General features: G+C 71.1%; 17 protein-coding genes. 13 read left to right on the top strand and 4 right to left on the bottom strand.

The features are described 5' to 3' along the window. The first annotated feature begins 95 nt into the window (after window positions 1–95). Entirely contained in the window at window positions 96–569 is a 474-nt protein-coding gene (aac(6'), locus tag ABZ930_RS01065; protein WP_361539382.1) for an aminoglycoside 6'-N-acetyltransferase, read from the top strand. On the opposite strand, the gene ABZ930_RS01070 is transcribed toward aac(6'), so the two are convergent. Beyond that, on the bottom strand, window positions 494–1,477 hold the full coding sequence (locus tag ABZ930_RS01070; RefSeq protein WP_361539385.1) for an EamA family transporter: 984 nt from the start codon (window positions 1,475–1,477) through the stop codon (window positions 494–496). The genes aac(6') and ABZ930_RS01070 overlap by 76 nt on opposite strands. 40 nt (window positions 1,478–1,517) lie before the next feature. Between ABZ930_RS01070 and ABZ930_RS01075 the strand changes: the two genes are divergently transcribed. Then, on the top strand, window positions 1,518–2,042 hold the full coding sequence (locus tag ABZ930_RS01075) for a MarR family transcriptional regulator (RefSeq protein WP_361539388.1): 525 nt from the start codon (window positions 1,518–1,520) through the stop codon (window positions 2,040–2,042). 83 nt (window positions 2,043–2,125) lie between these two features. Here the strand turns inward: ABZ930_RS01075 and yicI are convergent, their stop codons facing one another. Both yicI and xylB read right to left on the bottom strand, forming a co-directional pair. Next, window positions 2,126–4,366 carry an alpha-xylosidase gene (yicI, locus tag ABZ930_RS01080; RefSeq protein ID WP_361539390.1) on the bottom strand — a complete coding sequence of 747 codons (2,241 nt, stop codon included), beginning with the start codon at window positions 4,364–4,366 and terminating at the stop codon, window positions 2,126–2,128. Between the two features lie 68 nt (window positions 4,367–4,434). Next, window positions 4,435–5,895, bottom strand: a complete 1,461-nt coding sequence (gene xylB, locus ABZ930_RS01085; protein ID WP_361539393.1) for a xylulokinase — start codon at window positions 5,893–5,895, stop codon at window positions 4,435–4,437. A 271-nt stretch (window positions 5,896–6,166) separates the two neighbouring features. Here xylB and xylA point away from each other — a divergent pair, with 271 nt between their 5' ends. The 5 genes from xylA (at window position 6,167) to ABZ930_RS01110 (ending at window position 11,888) form a co-directional block, all read left to right on the top strand. Further along, window positions 6,167–7,336 carry a xylose isomerase gene (gene xylA, locus ABZ930_RS01090; RefSeq protein WP_361539396.1) on the top strand — a complete coding sequence of 390 codons (1,170 nt, stop codon included), beginning with the start codon at window positions 6,167–6,169 and terminating at the stop codon, window positions 7,334–7,336. A gap of 130 nt (window positions 7,337–7,466) precedes the next feature. Beyond that, complete coding sequence (locus tag ABZ930_RS01095; protein ID WP_361539399.1) at window positions 7,467–8,693, top strand: sugar ABC transporter substrate-binding protein; 1,227 nt, start codon at window positions 7,467–7,469, stop codon at window positions 8,691–8,693. A gap of 14 nt (window positions 8,694–8,707) precedes the next feature. After that, window positions 8,708–9,658, top strand: coding sequence for a sugar ABC transporter permease (locus ABZ930_RS01100; RefSeq protein ID WP_361539402.1), 951 nt, complete (start codon window positions 8,708–8,710; stop codon window positions 9,656–9,658). A gap of 5 nt (window positions 9,659–9,663) precedes the next feature. Then, a complete protein-coding gene (locus ABZ930_RS01105; protein ID WP_361539405.1) occupies window positions 9,664–10,500 on the top strand; it encodes a carbohydrate ABC transporter permease in 837 nt (278 codons plus the stop codon). A gap of 8 nt (window positions 10,501–10,508) precedes the next feature. Then, window positions 10,509–11,888, top strand: a complete 1,380-nt coding sequence (locus ABZ930_RS01110) for a GH1 family beta-glucosidase (protein ID WP_361539408.1) — start codon at window positions 10,509–10,511, stop codon at window positions 11,886–11,888. A 75-nt stretch (window positions 11,889–11,963) separates the two neighbouring features. Here the strand turns inward: ABZ930_RS01110 and ABZ930_RS01115 are convergent, their stop codons facing one another. Continuing rightward, window positions 11,964–12,710 (bottom strand): IclR family transcriptional regulator, encoded by a 747-nt coding sequence (locus ABZ930_RS01115; protein WP_361539411.1) that lies wholly within the window; start codon window positions 12,708–12,710, stop codon window positions 11,964–11,966. Window positions 12,711–12,909: 199 nt separating this feature from the next. Here ABZ930_RS01115 and ABZ930_RS01120 point away from each other — a divergent pair, with 199 nt between their 5' ends. The 6 genes from ABZ930_RS01120 to ABZ930_RS01145 all read left to right on the top strand — a co-directional run bounded on the left by ABZ930_RS01120 (window position 12,910) and on the right by ABZ930_RS01145 (window position 16,819). Then, window positions 12,910–14,043 (top strand): amidohydrolase/deacetylase family metallohydrolase, encoded by a 1,134-nt coding sequence (locus ABZ930_RS01120; protein ID WP_361539414.1) that lies wholly within the window; start codon window positions 12,910–12,912, stop codon window positions 14,041–14,043. Between the two features lie 98 nt (window positions 14,044–14,141). After that, complete coding sequence (locus tag ABZ930_RS01125; protein WP_361539417.1) at window positions 14,142–14,537, top strand: hypothetical protein; 396 nt, start codon at window positions 14,142–14,144, stop codon at window positions 14,535–14,537. Between the two features lie 37 nt (window positions 14,538–14,574). Continuing rightward, a complete protein-coding gene (locus tag ABZ930_RS01130; protein ID WP_351454398.1) occupies window positions 14,575–14,943 on the top strand; it encodes an SFCGS family glycine-rich protein in 369 nt (122 codons plus the stop codon). Further along, a complete protein-coding gene (locus ABZ930_RS01135) occupies window positions 14,940–15,275 on the top strand; it encodes a DUF4312 family protein (RefSeq protein WP_361539421.1) in 336 nt (111 codons plus the stop codon). The genes ABZ930_RS01130 and ABZ930_RS01135 overlap by 4 nt, the downstream gene beginning before the upstream one ends. A 4-nt stretch (window positions 15,276–15,279) precedes the next feature. Further along, window positions 15,280–16,068, top strand: a complete 789-nt coding sequence (locus tag ABZ930_RS01140) for a DUF4311 domain-containing protein (protein WP_361539424.1) — start codon at window positions 15,280–15,282, stop codon at window positions 16,066–16,068. 13 nt (window positions 16,069–16,081) lie between these two features. After that, entirely contained in the window at window positions 16,082–16,819 is a 738-nt protein-coding gene (locus tag ABZ930_RS01145) for a DUF4310 family protein (RefSeq protein WP_361539427.1), read from the top strand. Window positions 16,820–16,835 lie beyond the last annotated feature (16 nt).

Raw genomic sequence — 16,835 nt, forward strand, 5'->3', positions numbered from 1 at the left:
ACAGGATGACGCAGAGGCACCGGGGGGTGTCCGCTCGGCTCATCTCCCGTGCGGCGGGCTCCGGTTGATCAGGGACGCCGGGGGAGAATGGGCGCATGGAGCTGCATGGGGACAAGGTCGTGCTGCGCCCGGTGGCCGGGGGCGACACGGAGATCCTGGACAGGGTCGTACGGGAGCCGGAGGTCGCCGTCTGGTGGTCGCCCCCGGACGACTACGAGGGCGCGCTGGCGGTGGTGTACGGGGGTGAGGTCATCGGCCTCGTCCAGTACGCGGAGGAGAACGACCCGGAGTTCCGCCGGGCCGGGATCGACATCTTCCTGACGGCGAAGCACCACGGCGAGGGGCTCGGTGCCGACACGGTGCGCACGCTGGCCCGGTGGCTCGTGGAGGAGAAGGGGCATCACCGGCTGACCATCGACCCCGCCGCGGCCAACGCCGCCGCGATCCGCTGCTACGGCAAGGTCGGGTTCAAGCCCGTCGGCGTCATGCGCGCCTACTGGCTCAACCACCGCACGGGCGTCTGGGACGACGGGCTGCTGATGGACCTGCTCGCGGACGAACTGACCTGATCCGGTTCCGGCCCGCGCGCGCCGGTGTCCGGGAGCGGTGGGCCGGGGGCCGCGCGGGTGCGTGTGCGCGCGGGCCGGCCGAGGATCACGCCCGTCAGGACCAGGGCGAGACCGCACAGTTGTCGGCCCGTCAGCTCCTCCCCGGCGATCAGGACTCCGCAGAGCACGCCCGTGACGGGATTGAGCAGCCCGATCAGTCCGACGGTGCCCGCGGGCAGATGGCGCAGGCCGGTGAACCAGGCGGTGAACGCCAGCGCCGTGGCCACCAGGGACACGAAGGCGAAGGCGAGCAGCGCGGAGGGGGAGAGCGCGGGCGGCGCGCCCTCGGCGACGGCGGCGAACGGCAGCAGGAACAGGCCGCCCGCGACGAGCTGCCAGGCGGTCGTGGCGATCATGTCCGTGCCCGCGCTCCAGCGCTTCGTCAGCAGATGCCCGAAGGAGGACACGAGCACCGCCGCGGCCGAGGCGAGCATGCCCGCGACGCTCGCCGCCACCGCCCCGGTGAGCAGCATCAGGCACACCCCGCCCAGCCCGATCACGGCGCCGCCCAGATGCGCGGCCCGCGGCCGCTCGGCCAGCAGCGGCCAGGCGAGGAACATCATCGTCAGGGGAGAGGCGGCCATGACGGTCGAGGCGACGCTCGACGGCAGCAGCTGCGACGCGGCGTAGACGAGGGCGAAGAACACGCTCACGTTGACCACGCCGAGGACGGCCGAGCGCCACCACCACACGCCACGGGGCCGCCGTCTGCGCAGCGCGAGCAGGGCGATGCCCGCGGGCAGGGCCCGCAGCGCGGCGCCGTACAGCGGGCTGTCCGCCGGCAGGTACGCGCGGGTCACGAAGTAGTTGGCCCCCCAGGCCACCGGAGCGACAGCGGTGAGCGCCACCCAACGGGCATTAGCTTCCATGGAAGACAATATAGCTTCCCGGGAAGCTAATATGGGAGGCATGGACGAGCAGCAGCCGAAGGACCGCGTGGCCCGCATCCAGGACGAGTGGCGGCGCGAGCGCCCCGAGCTCGACGTCACGCCGCAAGGAGTGATCGGCCGCCTGCACCGCCTCGCGGACCGGCTCGGCGAGGAACTGCGCCTCGTGTACGGCCGGTACGGACTGAGCGAGGGAGAGTTCGACGTCCTGTGCGCGCTGCGGCGGGCGGGCGAGCCGTACGAGCGGGCGCCCGGCGAACTGGCCGCCCACACCATGGTCACCACCGGCGCCATGACGAAGCGGATCGATCGCCTGGAGAAGGCCGGACTGGTCACCCGGCGGCGCTCCGGCGACGATCAGCGCGGCCGGATCGTCGCCCTCACGGGACCGGGACGGGACCTCATCGACCGGGCGTTCGCGGAGCACATGCACAACGAACGGCGCCTCGTGGATCTCCTGACCACCGCCGAAGCGGGCTCCCTGGAAACCCTGCTGACGTCGTGGCTCTCCCACCTGGAGCCCCCGCGCCCCGACGACGGCCCCTGAGCGCCCCCGAACACACGAGCGCCGCCCGGAGCACGCATGTGCTTCCGGGCGGCGCTCGTGTATTTAGAGACGCTCCGCGTCGGCTACTGGGCGGAACGCACCACCACCGGCACCGCCCGGCCCTGCGGCGCGGTCACACTCACCGCGCCCGCCGCGTCCCGCACGACCTCGTACGACGCCGCGTCCCGGCCCTGGTGGTCGGGGACCGACACGGTCACCGTGCCGTTCTCCCCGCCGGCCGGCGCGACGAGCAGGGACAGGTCCTCGAGCCAGTCGCCGTCGGGGCGGCTCGTGTCGGCGCCGAGTGGCAGCACCGCACCGGGCCGGACGTACACCGGCAGGCTGTCGAAGCCGTGCCGCTCGCTGCGCCAGGCCGGACCCTGCACCTGCTCACCGGTCAGCAGATGGGTCCAGGTGCCCTCGGGAAGGTAGTACTCCACGTCGCCGTCGGCCGAGAAGACCGGCGCGACGAGCAGGTCCGGGCCGAGCATGTACTGCCGGTCGAGGGCGCGGGCGGTCGGGTCGCCGGGGAAGTCGAGCAGCATCGGGCGCATCAGCGGGACGCCCGTGCGGTGGGCCTCCACGGCCGCTCCGTACAGGTACGGCATCAGGCGGTGCTTGAGCTTGGTGAACTGCCGGGCGACCTCGACCGCCTCGTCGCCGAACTCCCACGGCACGCGGTACGAGGACGAACCGTGCAGCCGGCTGTGCGAGGAGAGCAGACCGAACTGCAGCCAGCGCTTGAACACCGCCGGGTCCGGGGTGCCCTCGAAGCCGCCGATGTCGTGCGACCAGAACCCGAAGCCGGACAGCGACAGCGAGAGACCGCCGCGCAGGGACTCGGCCATGGCGCCGAACGACGACCAGCAGTCACCGCCCCAGTGCACCGGGAACTGCTGCCCGCCGGCCGCCGCCGACCGGGCGAACAGCACGGCCTCGCCGCTGCCGCGCTCCTTCTCCAGGAGGTCGAAGACGACCTTGTTGTACAGGTGCGTGTAGTAGTTGTGCATGCGCTCGGGGTCGGAGCCGTCGTGCCAGACGACGTCCGTGGGGATGCGCTCGCCGAAGTCCGTCTTGAAGCAGTCCACGCCCTGGTCCAGGAGCACCTTCAGCTTCGCCTGGAACCAGGCGCACGCGTCGGGGTTCGTGAAGTCCACGAGTCCCATGCCGGCCTGCCACAGGTCCCACTGCCAGATGTCGCCCTCGGCGGTCCGCACCAGGTACCCCAGCTCCGCCGCCTCGTCGAACAGGGCGGACTTCTGGGCGATGTACGGGTTGATCCACACGGAGATCCTCAGGCCCCGCTCCTTGAGCCGGGCCAGCATGCCGACCGGGTCCGGGAAGACGTCCGGGTCCCAGGCGAAGTCCGACCACTGGTACTCGCGCATCCAGAAGCAGTCGAAGTGGAAGACGGACAGCGGGATGTCGCGCTCGGCCATGCCGTCGACGAACTTCGTCACCGTCGCCTCGTCGTACTGCGTGGTGAACGAGGTGGTCAGCCAGAGGCCGAACGACCAGGCCGGCGGGAGCGCCGGGCGGCCGGTCAGCGCGGTGTAGCGGCGCAGGACGTCCTTGGGCTCGGGACCCGCGACGACGTAGTAGGTCAGCGTCTGGTCCTCGACGCTGAACTGCATCTGCCCGACCGACTCCGAGCCGATCTCGTAGCTGACCTTCCCCGGGTGGTCGACGAAGACGCCGTACGCGCCGGCGGGGGAGACGTGCAGGCTGAACGGGATGTTCTTGTAGGCCTGCTCGCTGCTGGTGCCGCCGTCGGCCTGCCACATGTCGACGACCTGGCCGTTCTTCACGAACGGAGTGAAGCGCTCGCCGAGGCCGTAGACCTGCTCGCCGACCCCGAGGGACAGCTGCCCGGCCATGTGGTGGGCGCCGTCGCCCGTGGTGAGGAAGGCGGTGCCCTTGCGGCCCACGGTGGCGACCTCGCGGCCCTCGGGGTCGCGGAACGACAGGGTCCAGGGTGCGCCCGTGTCCAGGCGGACGCCGAGGGAGCCACTGGTCAGCTCGACGACGTCGCCGTCCCGGCGCACCCGGCCGGCGCCGGTGTCCGCGCCGGGCAGCGCGAAGTCGGGGCCGCGGTGCTTGCGGCCCGCCAGATGCGTGACGCGAACGCCGATGACGCCCTCGGCGGGGGAGAAGCAGTCGACGGTCAGGAGCGGGGCGTTGAGGGTGTCGCCGCGCCGCTGGACGTGCTTCGTCGCGGCGAACGCGGTGAAGCCGTCGTCGGTGGCGCGGACGTCGCGTACCTCGGTGGCGTACGAGGCCTGGACCCCGTCGCGCATCAGCCAGAAGCCGTCGGTGAACTTCATCATCTTCCTTGGGGTGCGGGGGGTGGTGCGCGATGGTGCGCGGTCGGGAGGGGGTGGTTCAGGTCGGCTCAGGTCAGCAGGGCGGGCGTCGCCCCGTCCAGCACGTGGGCCAGCCGGTTCCAGGTCACCTGGTCGCGGGGCACCGCGGGCAGCGGTGTGCCCCGTCCGGTGTCCCAGGCGGTGGCGACGGCGACCGGGTCGAGGTCGGTGGCGGCGGCGTGGGCGAGCGCGGCGGCGCCGAGCGCGACGAGCTCGCCGGACTCGGGCAGCAGCACGGGCCGTCCGGACAGCCGGCGCACCGTCTCGACCCAGGTGCGGCCGCGGGCGCCGCCGCCGATCAGCCGCAGCGGGCGCGCGGCGACCTCGGGGTCGTCGGGGTCGAGACCGCAGGCCAGGAGCAGCGCGTCGAGCGCGCGCAGGACGGTGAACACGGCGCCCTCGTAGGCGGCGCCGAGCAGCTGCCGCCCGCTGGTGGCGTGGCGCAGGCCGGTGAGCAGGCCCGTGGCGTGCGGCAGGTCCGGGGTGCGTTCGCCGTCGAGGTAGGGCAGGAGCACGGCGCCGCCGCCGGGCTCGGCGTCCTCGCGGTCCAGGCCCAGGAGGGCGGCGACCTTGTCGACGGCGAGCGTGCAGTTGAGGGTGCAGGCCAGCGGCAGATACGTACCGTCGGTCGCGGCGAACCCGGCGAGATCCCGGGAGGCCGGGCGGGTGCGGGTGGCCGTGAAGACGGTGCCGGAGGTGCCGAGGCTGACGACCGGGTGGTCCAGGAGGCCGGCGCCGCCGAGGCCGAGACCGACCGCGGCCGCCATGTTGTCGCCGGTGCCCGCGGCCACCGCGATCCCCTCGGGCAGGCCCAGCGCCTGTGCGGCCTGCGCGGTCAGCGAGCCCGCGCGGGTGCCGCCGGTCGCGGCGACCGTGGGCAGCAGCTCGGGCCGCAGGCCGAGGAGGTCGAGCACCTCGGGGTCGTAGGCACCGGTCGCGGTGGAGTACCAGCCGGTGCCCGAGGCGTCCCCGGGGTCGGTGACGGCCTGTCCGCACAGCCGCTCGGTCAGGAAGTCGTGCGGGAGGCGGACGGCGGCGACGGCGCGGGCCGGTTCGTGCTCGCGCAGCCAGCGCCATTTCGTGGCGGTGAGCGAGGCGACCGGTACGGAGCCGGTGCGCGCGAGCCAGGCGTCCGGGCCGCCGAACTCCTCGGTCAGCGCGGCGGCCTGCGGGGCGGAACGGGTGTCGTTCCACAGTGCGGCCGGGCGCATCGGCCGGCCGTCCTCGTCGAGCACGACGAGGCCGTGCTGCTGTCCGGCGACGGCGATCCCGGTGACGGCCTCGGGGGCGATGTCCGCTTCCTTGAGCCCGTTCGCGACCGCGTCGCGCAGGGCCCACCACCACACGCCCGGCTCGGTCTCGCGGGCGCCGTGCTCGCCGGTGACCACGTGCGGGGCCCGGCCGACGGCGAGGATCCGGCCGGTGGCGGCGTCCGTGACGGCTGCCTTGGTGGACTGCGTGGAGCTGTCCACGCCGATCACGACGGCCATGAAGCCCCCTCACCCCTCAACGTGTTGGTGATCTTGCCTGTGCCTTGAAGCCGGGCTCGGCCCAAAGCGCCTGTATGACGCATTTGATCGTACAGAAAACAAAAGAACAAGAGGGTGCGGGGTGTGACGTGACGCAAGCGCTTCGATTCTACGTAACAGCAGGTGGTTGCCGATCTGTGAAGTGTGAGTTTCGCCGTTGGGTCTGGCGCCGAGCGGCCGAATGACGTATTAGTCATGTCAGAAAACAAACGATCGACCCAAGGACGGCACCATGTCCGGCGGATTCACCCCCACCCCTGAAGACAAGTTCACGTTCGGTCTGTGGACCGTGGGCTGGCGGGGCAACGACCCGTTCGGCGACGCCACCCGCCCCGCGCTCGACCCGGTCGAGTCGGTGCAGCGTCTGTCCGAACTCGGCGCGTACGGCGTCACGTTCCACGACGACGACCTCATCCCCTTCGGCTCCACCGACGCCGAGCGTGAGGCGATCGTCAAGCGGTTCCGCGCCGCGCTCGACGAGACGGGCATGGCCGTCCCGATGGCCACGACCAACCTCTTCACCCACCCCGTCTTCAAGGACGGCGGCTTCACCGCCAACGACCGCGACGTCCGCCGCTACGCGCTGCGCAAGACGATCCGCAACATCGACCTCGCGGTCGAGCTGGGCGCCGAGACGTACGTCGCGTGGGGCGGCCGCGAGGGCGCCGAGTCCGGTGGCGCCAAGGACGTCCGTGACGCCCTGGACCGGATGAAGGAAGCCTTCGACCTCCTCGGCGACTACGTCACCGAGCAGGGCTACGACCTGAAGTTCGCCATCGAGCCCAAGCCCAACGAGCCGCGCGGCGACATCCTCCTGCCCACCATCGGCCACGCACTCGCCTTCATCGAGCGCCTGGAGCGCCCCGAACTCGTCGGCGTGAACCCCGAGGTCGGCCACGAGCAGATGGCGGGCCTCAACTTCCCGCACGGCATCGCCCAGGCCCTGTGGGCGGGCAAGCTCTTCCACATCGACCTCAACGGCCAGACCGGCATCAAGTACGACCAGGACTTCCGCTTCGGCGCCGGTGACGTGCGCCAGGCGTTCTGGCTCGTCGACCTGCTGGAGAACTCCGACTACGCGGGCCCGCGCCACTTCGACTTCAAGCCGGTGCGCACCGACGGCTTCGACGGCGTGTGGGAGTCGGCCAAGAACTGCATGCGCAACTACCTGATCCTCAAGGAGCGCGCCGCGGCCTTCCGCGCCGACCCCGAGGTGCAGAAGGCGCTGCTCGACTCCCGTCTCGACCAGCTCGCGCAGCCCACGGCCGCCGACGGCCTCGCCGCCCTCCTCGCCGACAAGAGCGCGTTCGAGGAGTTCGACGTGGAGGCCGCGGCCCAGCGCTCGATGGCCTTCGAGCGGCTCGACCAGCTCGCGATGGACCACCTGCTCGGCGCCCGCTGAGCACCCCGGGCTCTCGCCCGCTCGCCGCGTACGGCCGGGCCGGACCCGTACGCCTCCCGATCACTGATCCCCGGCGGAACACGGGCGTTCCGCCGGGCCGGCCACCCCTCCCCAGGCAAGGGCAAGCACCGTGACAGCAGCACGCCGGCGGGCCGTTATCCCGCTCACCGTTGTCTCCGTCCTCGTCGCCTCCGCGGCACTCGCGGGCTGCGGCAGCCAGCGCGACGACGACGTCTACACCGTCCTCAACTCCTCGACCGACGACTCCTACCACGGCTGGGACGCCGCCACCCTGAAGCGGTGCAGCGCGAAGCTGGGCATCACCATCGAGCAGCAGAGCGTCCCGGCCTCACAGGTCATGACGAAGTCGCTGCGGATGGCGTCGTCGAAGTCGCTCCCGGACGTCATCCAGTTCGACGCCTCCGAGATGCCGACGTTCGCCGAGGCGGGAGGCCTGGTCGACCTGAAGTCGCTCGGCCTGTCCACGCAGGACATCCCGAAGGGCATCGTCGACTTCGGCTCCTACAAGGGTGTGTACTACGGCGCCGCGCGCACGGTGAACACCCTCGCCCTCTTCTACAACAAGGACATCCTGAAGAAGGCCGGTCTCGAGGTCCCCACCACGTGGGCCGAGATGAAGGAGACCTCGAAGAAGCTCACCCAGGGCAAGCAGTACGGCATCGCCCTGAGCGCGGGCGGTGCCGAGGACGGCGTCTTCCAGTTCACCCCGTTCATGTGGTCCAACGGCGGCGACGAGACCGACCTCGACAGCAAGCAGGTCGCCGAGGCCCTCGACTACTGGAAGGGCCTCCTCAAGGACGGCTCGCTGTCCAAGTCCACGGTCAACTGGACGCAGGCCGACGTCAACGACCAGTTCATGGCCGGCAACGCCGCGATGATGATCAACGGTCCGTGGCAGGTCGAGACCCTCAACACCAAGAAGTCCCTGAACTGGGGCATCGCGCAGATCCCCGTGCCCGAGTCGGGCGACGACTCCGTCGGCCCGCTCGGCGGCGCCGTCCTCACCGTCCCGAAGACCGGTGACACGGAGCGCGAGAAGACCGCCGCGAAGATCATCGGGTGCATGTCCTCCGAGAAGGAGCAGATCACCTACGCGCGCAACAGCTGGATGGTGCCCGCCAACGAGAAGGCCGCGGCGATCTGGCGCAAGGAAGTGCCCGAACTCGACGCGCTCGCCGACCAGGTGGCCACCGCCCGCTCGCGGACCGCGAAGGTCGGAGCGGGCTGGTCGTCCGTGTCGCTGGCCCTGCAGAGCGCCTTCCAGTCCGCGCTCACCGGTCAGAACAGCGCGGACGCGCTGAAGAAGGCGCAGGCGCGCGCCACGAGCGGGAACTGAGGGGTTTCACGAACATGTCGACCACCACGGCCTCCGCCGCCCCCGCCACCCGGCCGGCTCCCGCCACCCCGGTGAAGAAGCGCGACACGCGGCGCCGCCGCAGGCTCTCCCAGTGGGGCTTCATCGCCCCCGCCGTCGTCTTCATGCTGCTGTTCTTCGGCTACCCGCTCGTCCGCAACGTCGTGATGAGCTTCCAGGACTTCTCACCGTCCACGTTCTTCGACGGCAAGTCGCCCTTCAACGGCACCGACAACTGGAGCAAGGTCTTCCACGACGACCTCTTCGGCAAGGCGCTGTGGCACACCATCGTCTTCACGATCGGCTCGCTGATCGGCCAGTTCGGCATCGGCCTCGCGCTCGCCGTCTTCTTCACGAAGCGGTTCCCCCTCAACGGGTTCCTGCGCTCGCTGATCCTGCTGCCCTGGCTCGTCCCCATGGTCGTCTCCGGAATCGTCTGGCGCCGCATCCTCGACCAGGACACGGGCGTCCTGAACTCCTTCGTCGACACCCTCGGATTCGGCGGCCACACCCCGTGGCTGACCAGCCCGGGCATGGCGCTGTTCTCCGTGATCATGGTGAACATCTGGATCGGCATCCCGTTCAACATGGTGATCCTCTACGGCGGACTCCAGGAGATCCCCAAGGAGCTGTACGAGGCCGCGTCGCTGGACGGCGCCTCCGCCTGGCGCACCTTCCGCTCCATCACGCTGCCGCTGCTCAAGCCCGTCATCACGGTCGTCCTCGTGCTCGGCTTCATGTCGACGGTGAAGATCCTCGACCTGATCCTCGCCCTGACCGACGGCGGACCCGCGGACTCCACGCAGACGCTCGGCACGCTCACGTACCAGAACTCCTTCGTCCAGCTCGACTTCGGCGCGGGCGCCGTCGTCGGCAACGTCCTGATCCTGATCTCCGCCGTCTTCGCGGTGTTCTACCTGCGGGCCAACCGCTCCGAGGGGAAGTGACCGGCATGGCAACCGCCTCCGCCTCCGCGACCAGCGGGCCGAAGCGCCGCTGGGGCGCCACCGTCGCCGGCGTCGTCATCCTGCTCGTGATGCTGTTCCCGCTGTACTGGATGATCAACACGGCGCTGCAGCCCGAGTCGGGACTCCTCGAGGTCTCGCCCGTGCCGCACTCGCTGGACCTGTCCGGCTTCTCCTCCGCGATCAGCGAGCAGGGCGGGCACCTGCTGACCTCGCTCGCCGTCGCGCTCGGCGCCGTGGTCATCTGTCTGGCGATCGCCGCGCCCGCCGCGTACGGGCTCGCCCAGTTCCGGCTGCCCGGCACCAAGTCCATCGTCTTCGGCACGCTCATCACGCAGATGGTGCCGGGCATCGTCATCGCCAACGCCCTCTACAGCGCGTACGTCGATCTCGGCCTGGTCAACTCCTACTTCGGCCTGATGCTCGCCGACGCCTCGCTGGGCATCCCCTTCGCCATCGTCCTGATGCGCTCCTTCATGGTGGCCATCCCCAAGGAGGTCATCGAGGCGGCCGAGGTCGACGGCGCGAGCAAGGTGCGCACCTTCGTCCAGGTCGTGCTGCCGATGAGCCGCAACTCCCTCATCACGGCCGGACTGTTCTCCTTCCTGTACGCGTGGAGCGACTTCATGTTCGCCCTCACGCTCAACACCACCGACGACGTCAAGCCCGTCACCCTCGGCATCTACCAGTACATCGGCGCCCACGTCGGCGACTGGGGCTCGGTCATGGCCGCGTCCGTCCTGTCGGCGATCCCGGCCGCCGTGCTGCTCGTCCTCGCCCAGAAGTACATTGCTGCCGGAATCACCGGCGGATCCGTCAAGTAAGGCTTTTCATGAGTGACTTGCCCGTTTTCCCCGAAGGCTTCGTGTTCGGCGCGGCCACTGCCTCCTACCAGATCGAGGGTGCGGCGAACGAGGACGGCCGCGGCCCGTCCATCTGGGACGTCTACAGCCACACGCCCGGCCGCACGGACGGCGGCGACACCGGCGACGTGGCCTGCGACCACTACCACCGCTACCCCGAGGACGTGGCCCTGCTGCGCGACCTCGGCGTCGAGTCCTACCGCTTCTCCATAGCCTGGCCCCGCATCCAGCCCACGGGCCAGGGGCCGGCCAACCAGAAGGGCCTCGACTTCTACTCGCGGCTCGTCGACGAGCTGCTCGAAGCGGGCATCGAGCCCGCTGCCACGCTCTACCACTGGGACCTGCCGCAGGCCCTGGAGGACAAGGGCGGCTGGCGGGTGCGCGAGACCGCCGAGCGGTTCGCCGAGTACACGGCGATCGTGGCCGGGCACCTCGCCGACCGCGTCCCGCGCTGGATCACCCTCAACGAGCCCTGGTGCAGCGCGTTCCTCGGCTACTCGGTGGGCCGCCACGCGCCCGGCGCCCAGGAGGGTACCCCCGCCCTCGCCGCCGCCCACCACCTGCTCGTCGGCCACGGCCTCGCCGTCAAGGAGCTGCGCGCGGCCGGCGTGCGCGAGGTCGGCATCACCCTCAACCCGGACTTCAACGTCCCGGCCACCGACTCGGCCGCCGACCGGGCGGCCGCGCTGCGCGCCGACACCCAGCACAACCTGGTGTGGACCGACCCGATCCTCGCGGGCCGCTACCCCGACTCGGACGAGGACACCTGGGGCGAGCTGATCACCCGCCAGGACTTCCGGCTCGACGGCGACCTCGAACTCATCGCGCAGCCGCTGGACTTCCTCGGCGTCAACTACTACCGGCCCACCCTGGTGGCCGACGCCCCGCACCGGGAGCCCGACCCGGCCGTCCGCGTCGCCACCGACAACCGGTACGCGGAGCAGCCCTGGCCCGACGTGCGGCGCAACTCCATGAACTGGCCGGTCGTCCCCGAGACGTTCACCCAGCTGCTGACCGGCCTCAAGGAGCGCTACGGCGACGCCCTGCCGCCCATCCACATCACGGAGAACGGCACCGCGGAGTACGACGAGGTCTCCGCCGACGGCGCCGTCCACGACGCGGACCGGGTGACGTATCTGCACGACCACCTCACCGCCCTGCGCACCGCCATGGACGCGGGCGTCGACGTGCGCGGCTACTACGTCTGGTCGCTGCTCGACAACTTCGAGTGGGCGCTCGGCTATGCCAAGCGGTTCGGCATCGTCCGGGTCGACTACGACACCCAGGAGCGCACCCCGAAGGACAGCTACCACTGGTACCGGAAGCTGATCGAGGCCCACCAGGGCTGACGGAACGCCTCGACGAGCGATGCCCGGCGGAGTCCTCCGCCGGGCATCGGTGTGTCCGGACGAGAACCGTTGCGGTCACAGGCGCCGTGACACGTCCTGCGCGGCCTGCCGGACGGCCGGCGCGAACGCGGCCAACTGGACCTCGGTGACCAGGAAGGTGAGGGACGAGACGGACACCGCGCCGACCGCCGTGCCGTCGGCGTCGAGCACCGGCGCGGCGAGCGAGCAGATGGACTCGTCCGCCTCCTCGTAGTCGACGGCGTACCCGGCGGCGCGGATCGCGGCGAGTTCCTCGACGAGCGCCGCGCGGTCGGTGTGGGTGCGCGGGGTGCGGGCGGGCAGGCCGGTGCGGTCCAGCACGTCCGCCGCCTCGGCCGGCGGCAGATGGGCCAGCAGGGCCTTGCCCGCGGCCGTCGCGTGCAGGGGGAGCGGCGTCCCGACGTCGGTCGCGATCCGGTAGGCGTGTCCCGGATCGACCTTGTGCGTGTACGTGGCGTGGTCGCCGCTGAGGACCGCCAGGTGGACGGCCTGTCCGAGGCGCTGCTGCAGGGCGCGCAGCACGGCGTCGATGCCCACGGCGTCGTCCGCGAGGACCTGGGCGGCCAGGGAACGGAGTTGGACGCCGCAGCCGTAGCGCCCCTCGCCGTCGGCCGCCACGTATCCCTCCTCGACGAGCGTCGCCAGGACCCGGTGCGCGGTCGCCTTCGGGACGCCGGAGCGCTCCGCGATGTCGCCCAGCCGGTGCGGCCCGTCGGCGCGGGCCACCGCATGCAGCACATGCAGCGCCTTGGCGACGGAATTCGCGGGCTTGCTCGCTTCCATTGACCCTCCGTGGAGAAGCGGACTATGTTGCCAATCGATCCGCACAGCGGAACGCCATTCTACTCCACGGAACGGGATGGCGTCCTTCGGTTGTGGCGCAGCCCCCTGGGTGTCCGGGGCCGTGCGACCGGATGCTCCACGCACCCACTCTCACGCTCGTGAAAGGCGGCCGTCCATGGCTGGACACGGAACTTCCTCCGTGCATCCGCAACGATTCGATCTCGTCGTGGCGGGTGGTCTGCTGGCCGATCCCCTGCAGGCCGCACCCGTCCCCGGGGACCTGGCCGTGCGCGACGGACGGATCGCCGCCGTCGGCGCCCCCGGCACCCTCGCCGGAGAGGAGACGCTCGACGCCTCCGGGCTCCTCGTCGCCCCCGGCCTGATCGACCTCCACACACACGTCTACGCACCCGGCACCTATCTCGGCGTGGCCGCCGACGAGATCGGGGTGCGCCAGGGCGTCACCACCGTGGTGGACGCGGGCAGCTGCGGCAGCGACCACTGGGACGACTTCGTCGATAACGTTGTCGGCCCGGCCACCACCCGCGTCCTGAGCTGGCTCAACATCTCCCGGCACGGCCTGGTCCACGGGCGGCAGGAGCTCAGCCACGGCCCCGACGACATCGACGAGGCGGCCACGGAGAAGCTGCTGCGCGCCCACCCCGAGCGGGTGCGCGGCATCAAGATCCGGATGAGCGCCTCGGTCCTCGGCGACTCCGGGCTCGCCCCGCTGCGGGCGGCCAAGCGCGTGGCCGCGCGGGTCGGCGTGCCCGTCATGGTCCACGTCGGCAACGAACCGCCGCACCTCGGCGACGTACTCGACCTGCTCGGCGAGGGAGACGTCGTCACCCACGCCTTCCACGGCAAACCCGGCGGCCTCTTCGGCAGCGAACCCCAGGCCCGCGCCGCCGTGGCCCGCGGCGTCCGCCTCGACATCGGACACGGCAGCGCCAGCCTCAGCTTCGCCACCGCCGCACGCGCCCTCGCGGCGGGCTTCACCCCGCACACCATCAGCACCGACCTGCACCACCGCAACGTCGAAGGCCCGGTGCACTCGCTCGTCGACACCCTCACCAAACTCGTCGCCCTCGGTCTGACCCCGCACGAGGCGATCCGCTGCTCGACCCTGCACGCCGCTCAAGTGGTGGGCATGGAGGACGAGCTGGGCACCCTGCGGCCCGGGTCCGAGGCCGACCTGACGCTGCTGCGGCTGACCGAGGGACCCGTCACGCTGACCGACGCCGAGGGCGCCACCCGCACCGGCACCACCCGCCTGACCGCCGTCACCGCGGTACGCGCCGGACGACCGCTGCCCGTCGGCAGCGCCACCTGAGCGCCGTACGGACCGGCGCTCGCCCGCGGCCCGACGAAGCCCGGCACGCGCGCCCCGTACGCCACGAACCACCGACCGAACCACCGAGAGGCCCGTGCATGACCACCCCCCTCATCGAGCGACTCGCGACGACCGTAGGGGACTCGGCCTGCCCCGTCACCGACGCGGACCGCGCCGACCTGACGGCCTTCCTGCCGCTCGCCCAGGTCTACGCGGAGACCTGCGGCATCGGCTTCGACGACGTCCGCTCGCTCGCGCTCGCCGTGCACGCCCTCGCCTTCGTCCGGCGGGTCCGCGCGGACGAGCACCTGGACGCGCTCGACGACGAACTCAGCTCGGAGATCGCCCCGGGCCGCATGGCGGCCGTCCGCACCCTCGTCGACGCCTACTGCGCGCCCCGCGGATTCGCCGCACGCGACACCGAAGTCCTGCTGCTCGCCCTGCACTTCGAGGCGGCGGCACAGCTCCAGCACCAGACCAGTCAGCAGGCATGACACCTCAGGCATGACCGACACACCAGGGAGCACCGCCATGACAGTCAAGATCGTGATCGGACACCGGCTCGGCAAGGGCCAGGCGGTCGCCGACGGCGTACGCGCCGCGGGCGGCGAGCCCGTCCTCATCCCGGGTCCCGGCGCCGACATGAAGGTGGGCGACGTGATGGACGCCGAGGGCGCGCAGCTCGGCATCTCCTTCTGCGGCAGCGGCGGCGCCGGAGCCGTCACCGCCAAGGCCAAGTACGGCCACGACATCGAGTTCGGCATGCGCTCGGCGCAGGCCGGCGTGACCGCCGTGGAGCAGGGCCGCACCGTTCTCGGCTTCGGTTTCCTCGACAGCGAGGAGCTCGGTTTCAAGGTCACCGAGGCGCTGCTGAAGAAGCTCGCCAAGGAGGCCTCGTGAAGCAGTCCCGGCACACCCTGCGGCTCAGCGGTTCGGGCCCCACCCGGGAGAAGGCGTTCGCCACCGCCATCGGACAGGTCCAGTCCGAGGTCGCCAAGCGCACGGACGGCGTCAACTTCCGCGTGGAACCGCTGGAACTCGACGTGGTGTCCGCGGTGGAGCACCGCTGGACCGAGCGGTTCCTCGGCCTGCTCTTCCCTCGCACCCGTCAGCGCTTCGAGATCACGCTGCGCGTCGAGGTCCAGGTGGCCTCACTCGACCTGGACGCCGTCGACTTCACGGTGCGCGAGGAGCGGCTCTCGTCGCTCCAGCACGCCCTGCACATGAGGTGACCCGATGAACCAAACCCTCACCGTCCTCCTGGAGTCGCTCGTCATCGGCGGCCTCATCGGCTTCGGCGCGAGCGCGGGCGTGGCCCGCATGTTCCACGCGCCGAAGGTCCAGGGCATGGGCGCCTTCCGCACCCTGGGCGAGCTGAACGCCTGTCAGAACGACCCCGTCGCCCACTTCTCCTTCGGGCTCGGCTTCCTCTTCAACGCCTGGTCGAGCGCGGTCGGAACCGGCGCGCTCACCTCCGACGTGGACCACCGCATCGTGCCGCACTGGTCGGCGGCGGTCGCCATGGCGAAGAACCGCAACCTCGACGCGACGCTGCACAACCCGCGCCGGATGGCGCTGACCGGCACCGTCGTCGGCATGCTCCTGGTCACCCTCCTCAACACGACGGCCGCCTCGATTCCGCACTCCCTCCAGGAAGTTGCGGCCCAGGTGCTCGGACCGGCCTCGGAGTGGCTGATCAACCCCGTCATGCCGATCATCTTCTGGATGGCGGCCGTGGACGCGGGCCGCCGCGCCGGAGCCTGGGGCACCGTCCTCGGCGGGCTCGGCCACCTCGTGATGGGCAACGCGGTCCCCGGCATCGTGCTCGGCATCGTCATCGCCAAGGGCGTCGACGACCTCGGCTGGACCAAGGTCACCAAGGCGCTGGCCGGCGTCGTCATCGTGCTGTTCGTGGCCAGCACCTTCCTGCGCGGCGTCGACCTCACCCTGCTGGAGCAGATGAAGGTGCACATCCCGCACTGGCTCATGCAGTTCCACGACGCGACCGGTACCAAGCCCCAGTGAGGCAGGCAGCGACATGACCGACACATCCACCGCCGCCGCGGGCGGCATACCCGCGCAGAACTCCGGCGAGCCCGAGACCAAGGGCGGCTTCCTGAGCAGGGTGCCGGGCGAGCACAGCTTCTGGCTGGCCGAGTGGGCCTTCCCCGTCTTCGTGGCCTGCCTGGCCGCCGGCATCTTCACCGGCACCCACCTCTACTACGTCTACGACACCGGGGTGTTCAACGACGTCGCCGTCGCCTCGATGCTCAAGGCCGGTATGGAGAACGGCAGTTACGGCGCCGCCGCGGCGTTCGGCGCGGGCTTCCTGTTCGCCCGCATCATCGAGGGCCCCATGGTCGGCATCCTCGACATCGGAGGGTCCCTGCAGACCGGCGTGGGCATCGGGATCCCCGCCATGCTCCTCGGCGCCGGTTTCACCGCTCCGCTCCAGCACTTCTGGCTCGCGGTCCCGGTGGGCGCGCTGCTCGGCGGTCTGATCGGCATCGCCATCATCGTGATCCGCCGCGCCACCGTGAACTCCACGGGCGGCACCTCGACCTTCGGCGCCGACGTGATGATGGGGGCCGGCAACTCGGCCGGACGCTATCTGGGACCGCTCGTCATCATCTCCGCCGCGACCGCGTCCCTGCCCGTGGGTCTCGGCTCCACCATCGGCGCCCTCCTCTTCTACAAGTGGCAGAAGCCGCTGACCGGCGGCGCCATCATCGGCGCGATGCTCGCCGGGCTCTTCTTCCCCATCCCCGGCAAGTGACCGCCCCCGCTCCCGT

It is taken from the genome of Streptomyces sp. NPDC046716 (genome assembly GCF_040645755.1).
Classification (GTDB): domain Bacteria; phylum Actinomycetota; class Actinomycetes; order Streptomycetales; family Streptomycetaceae; genus Streptomyces.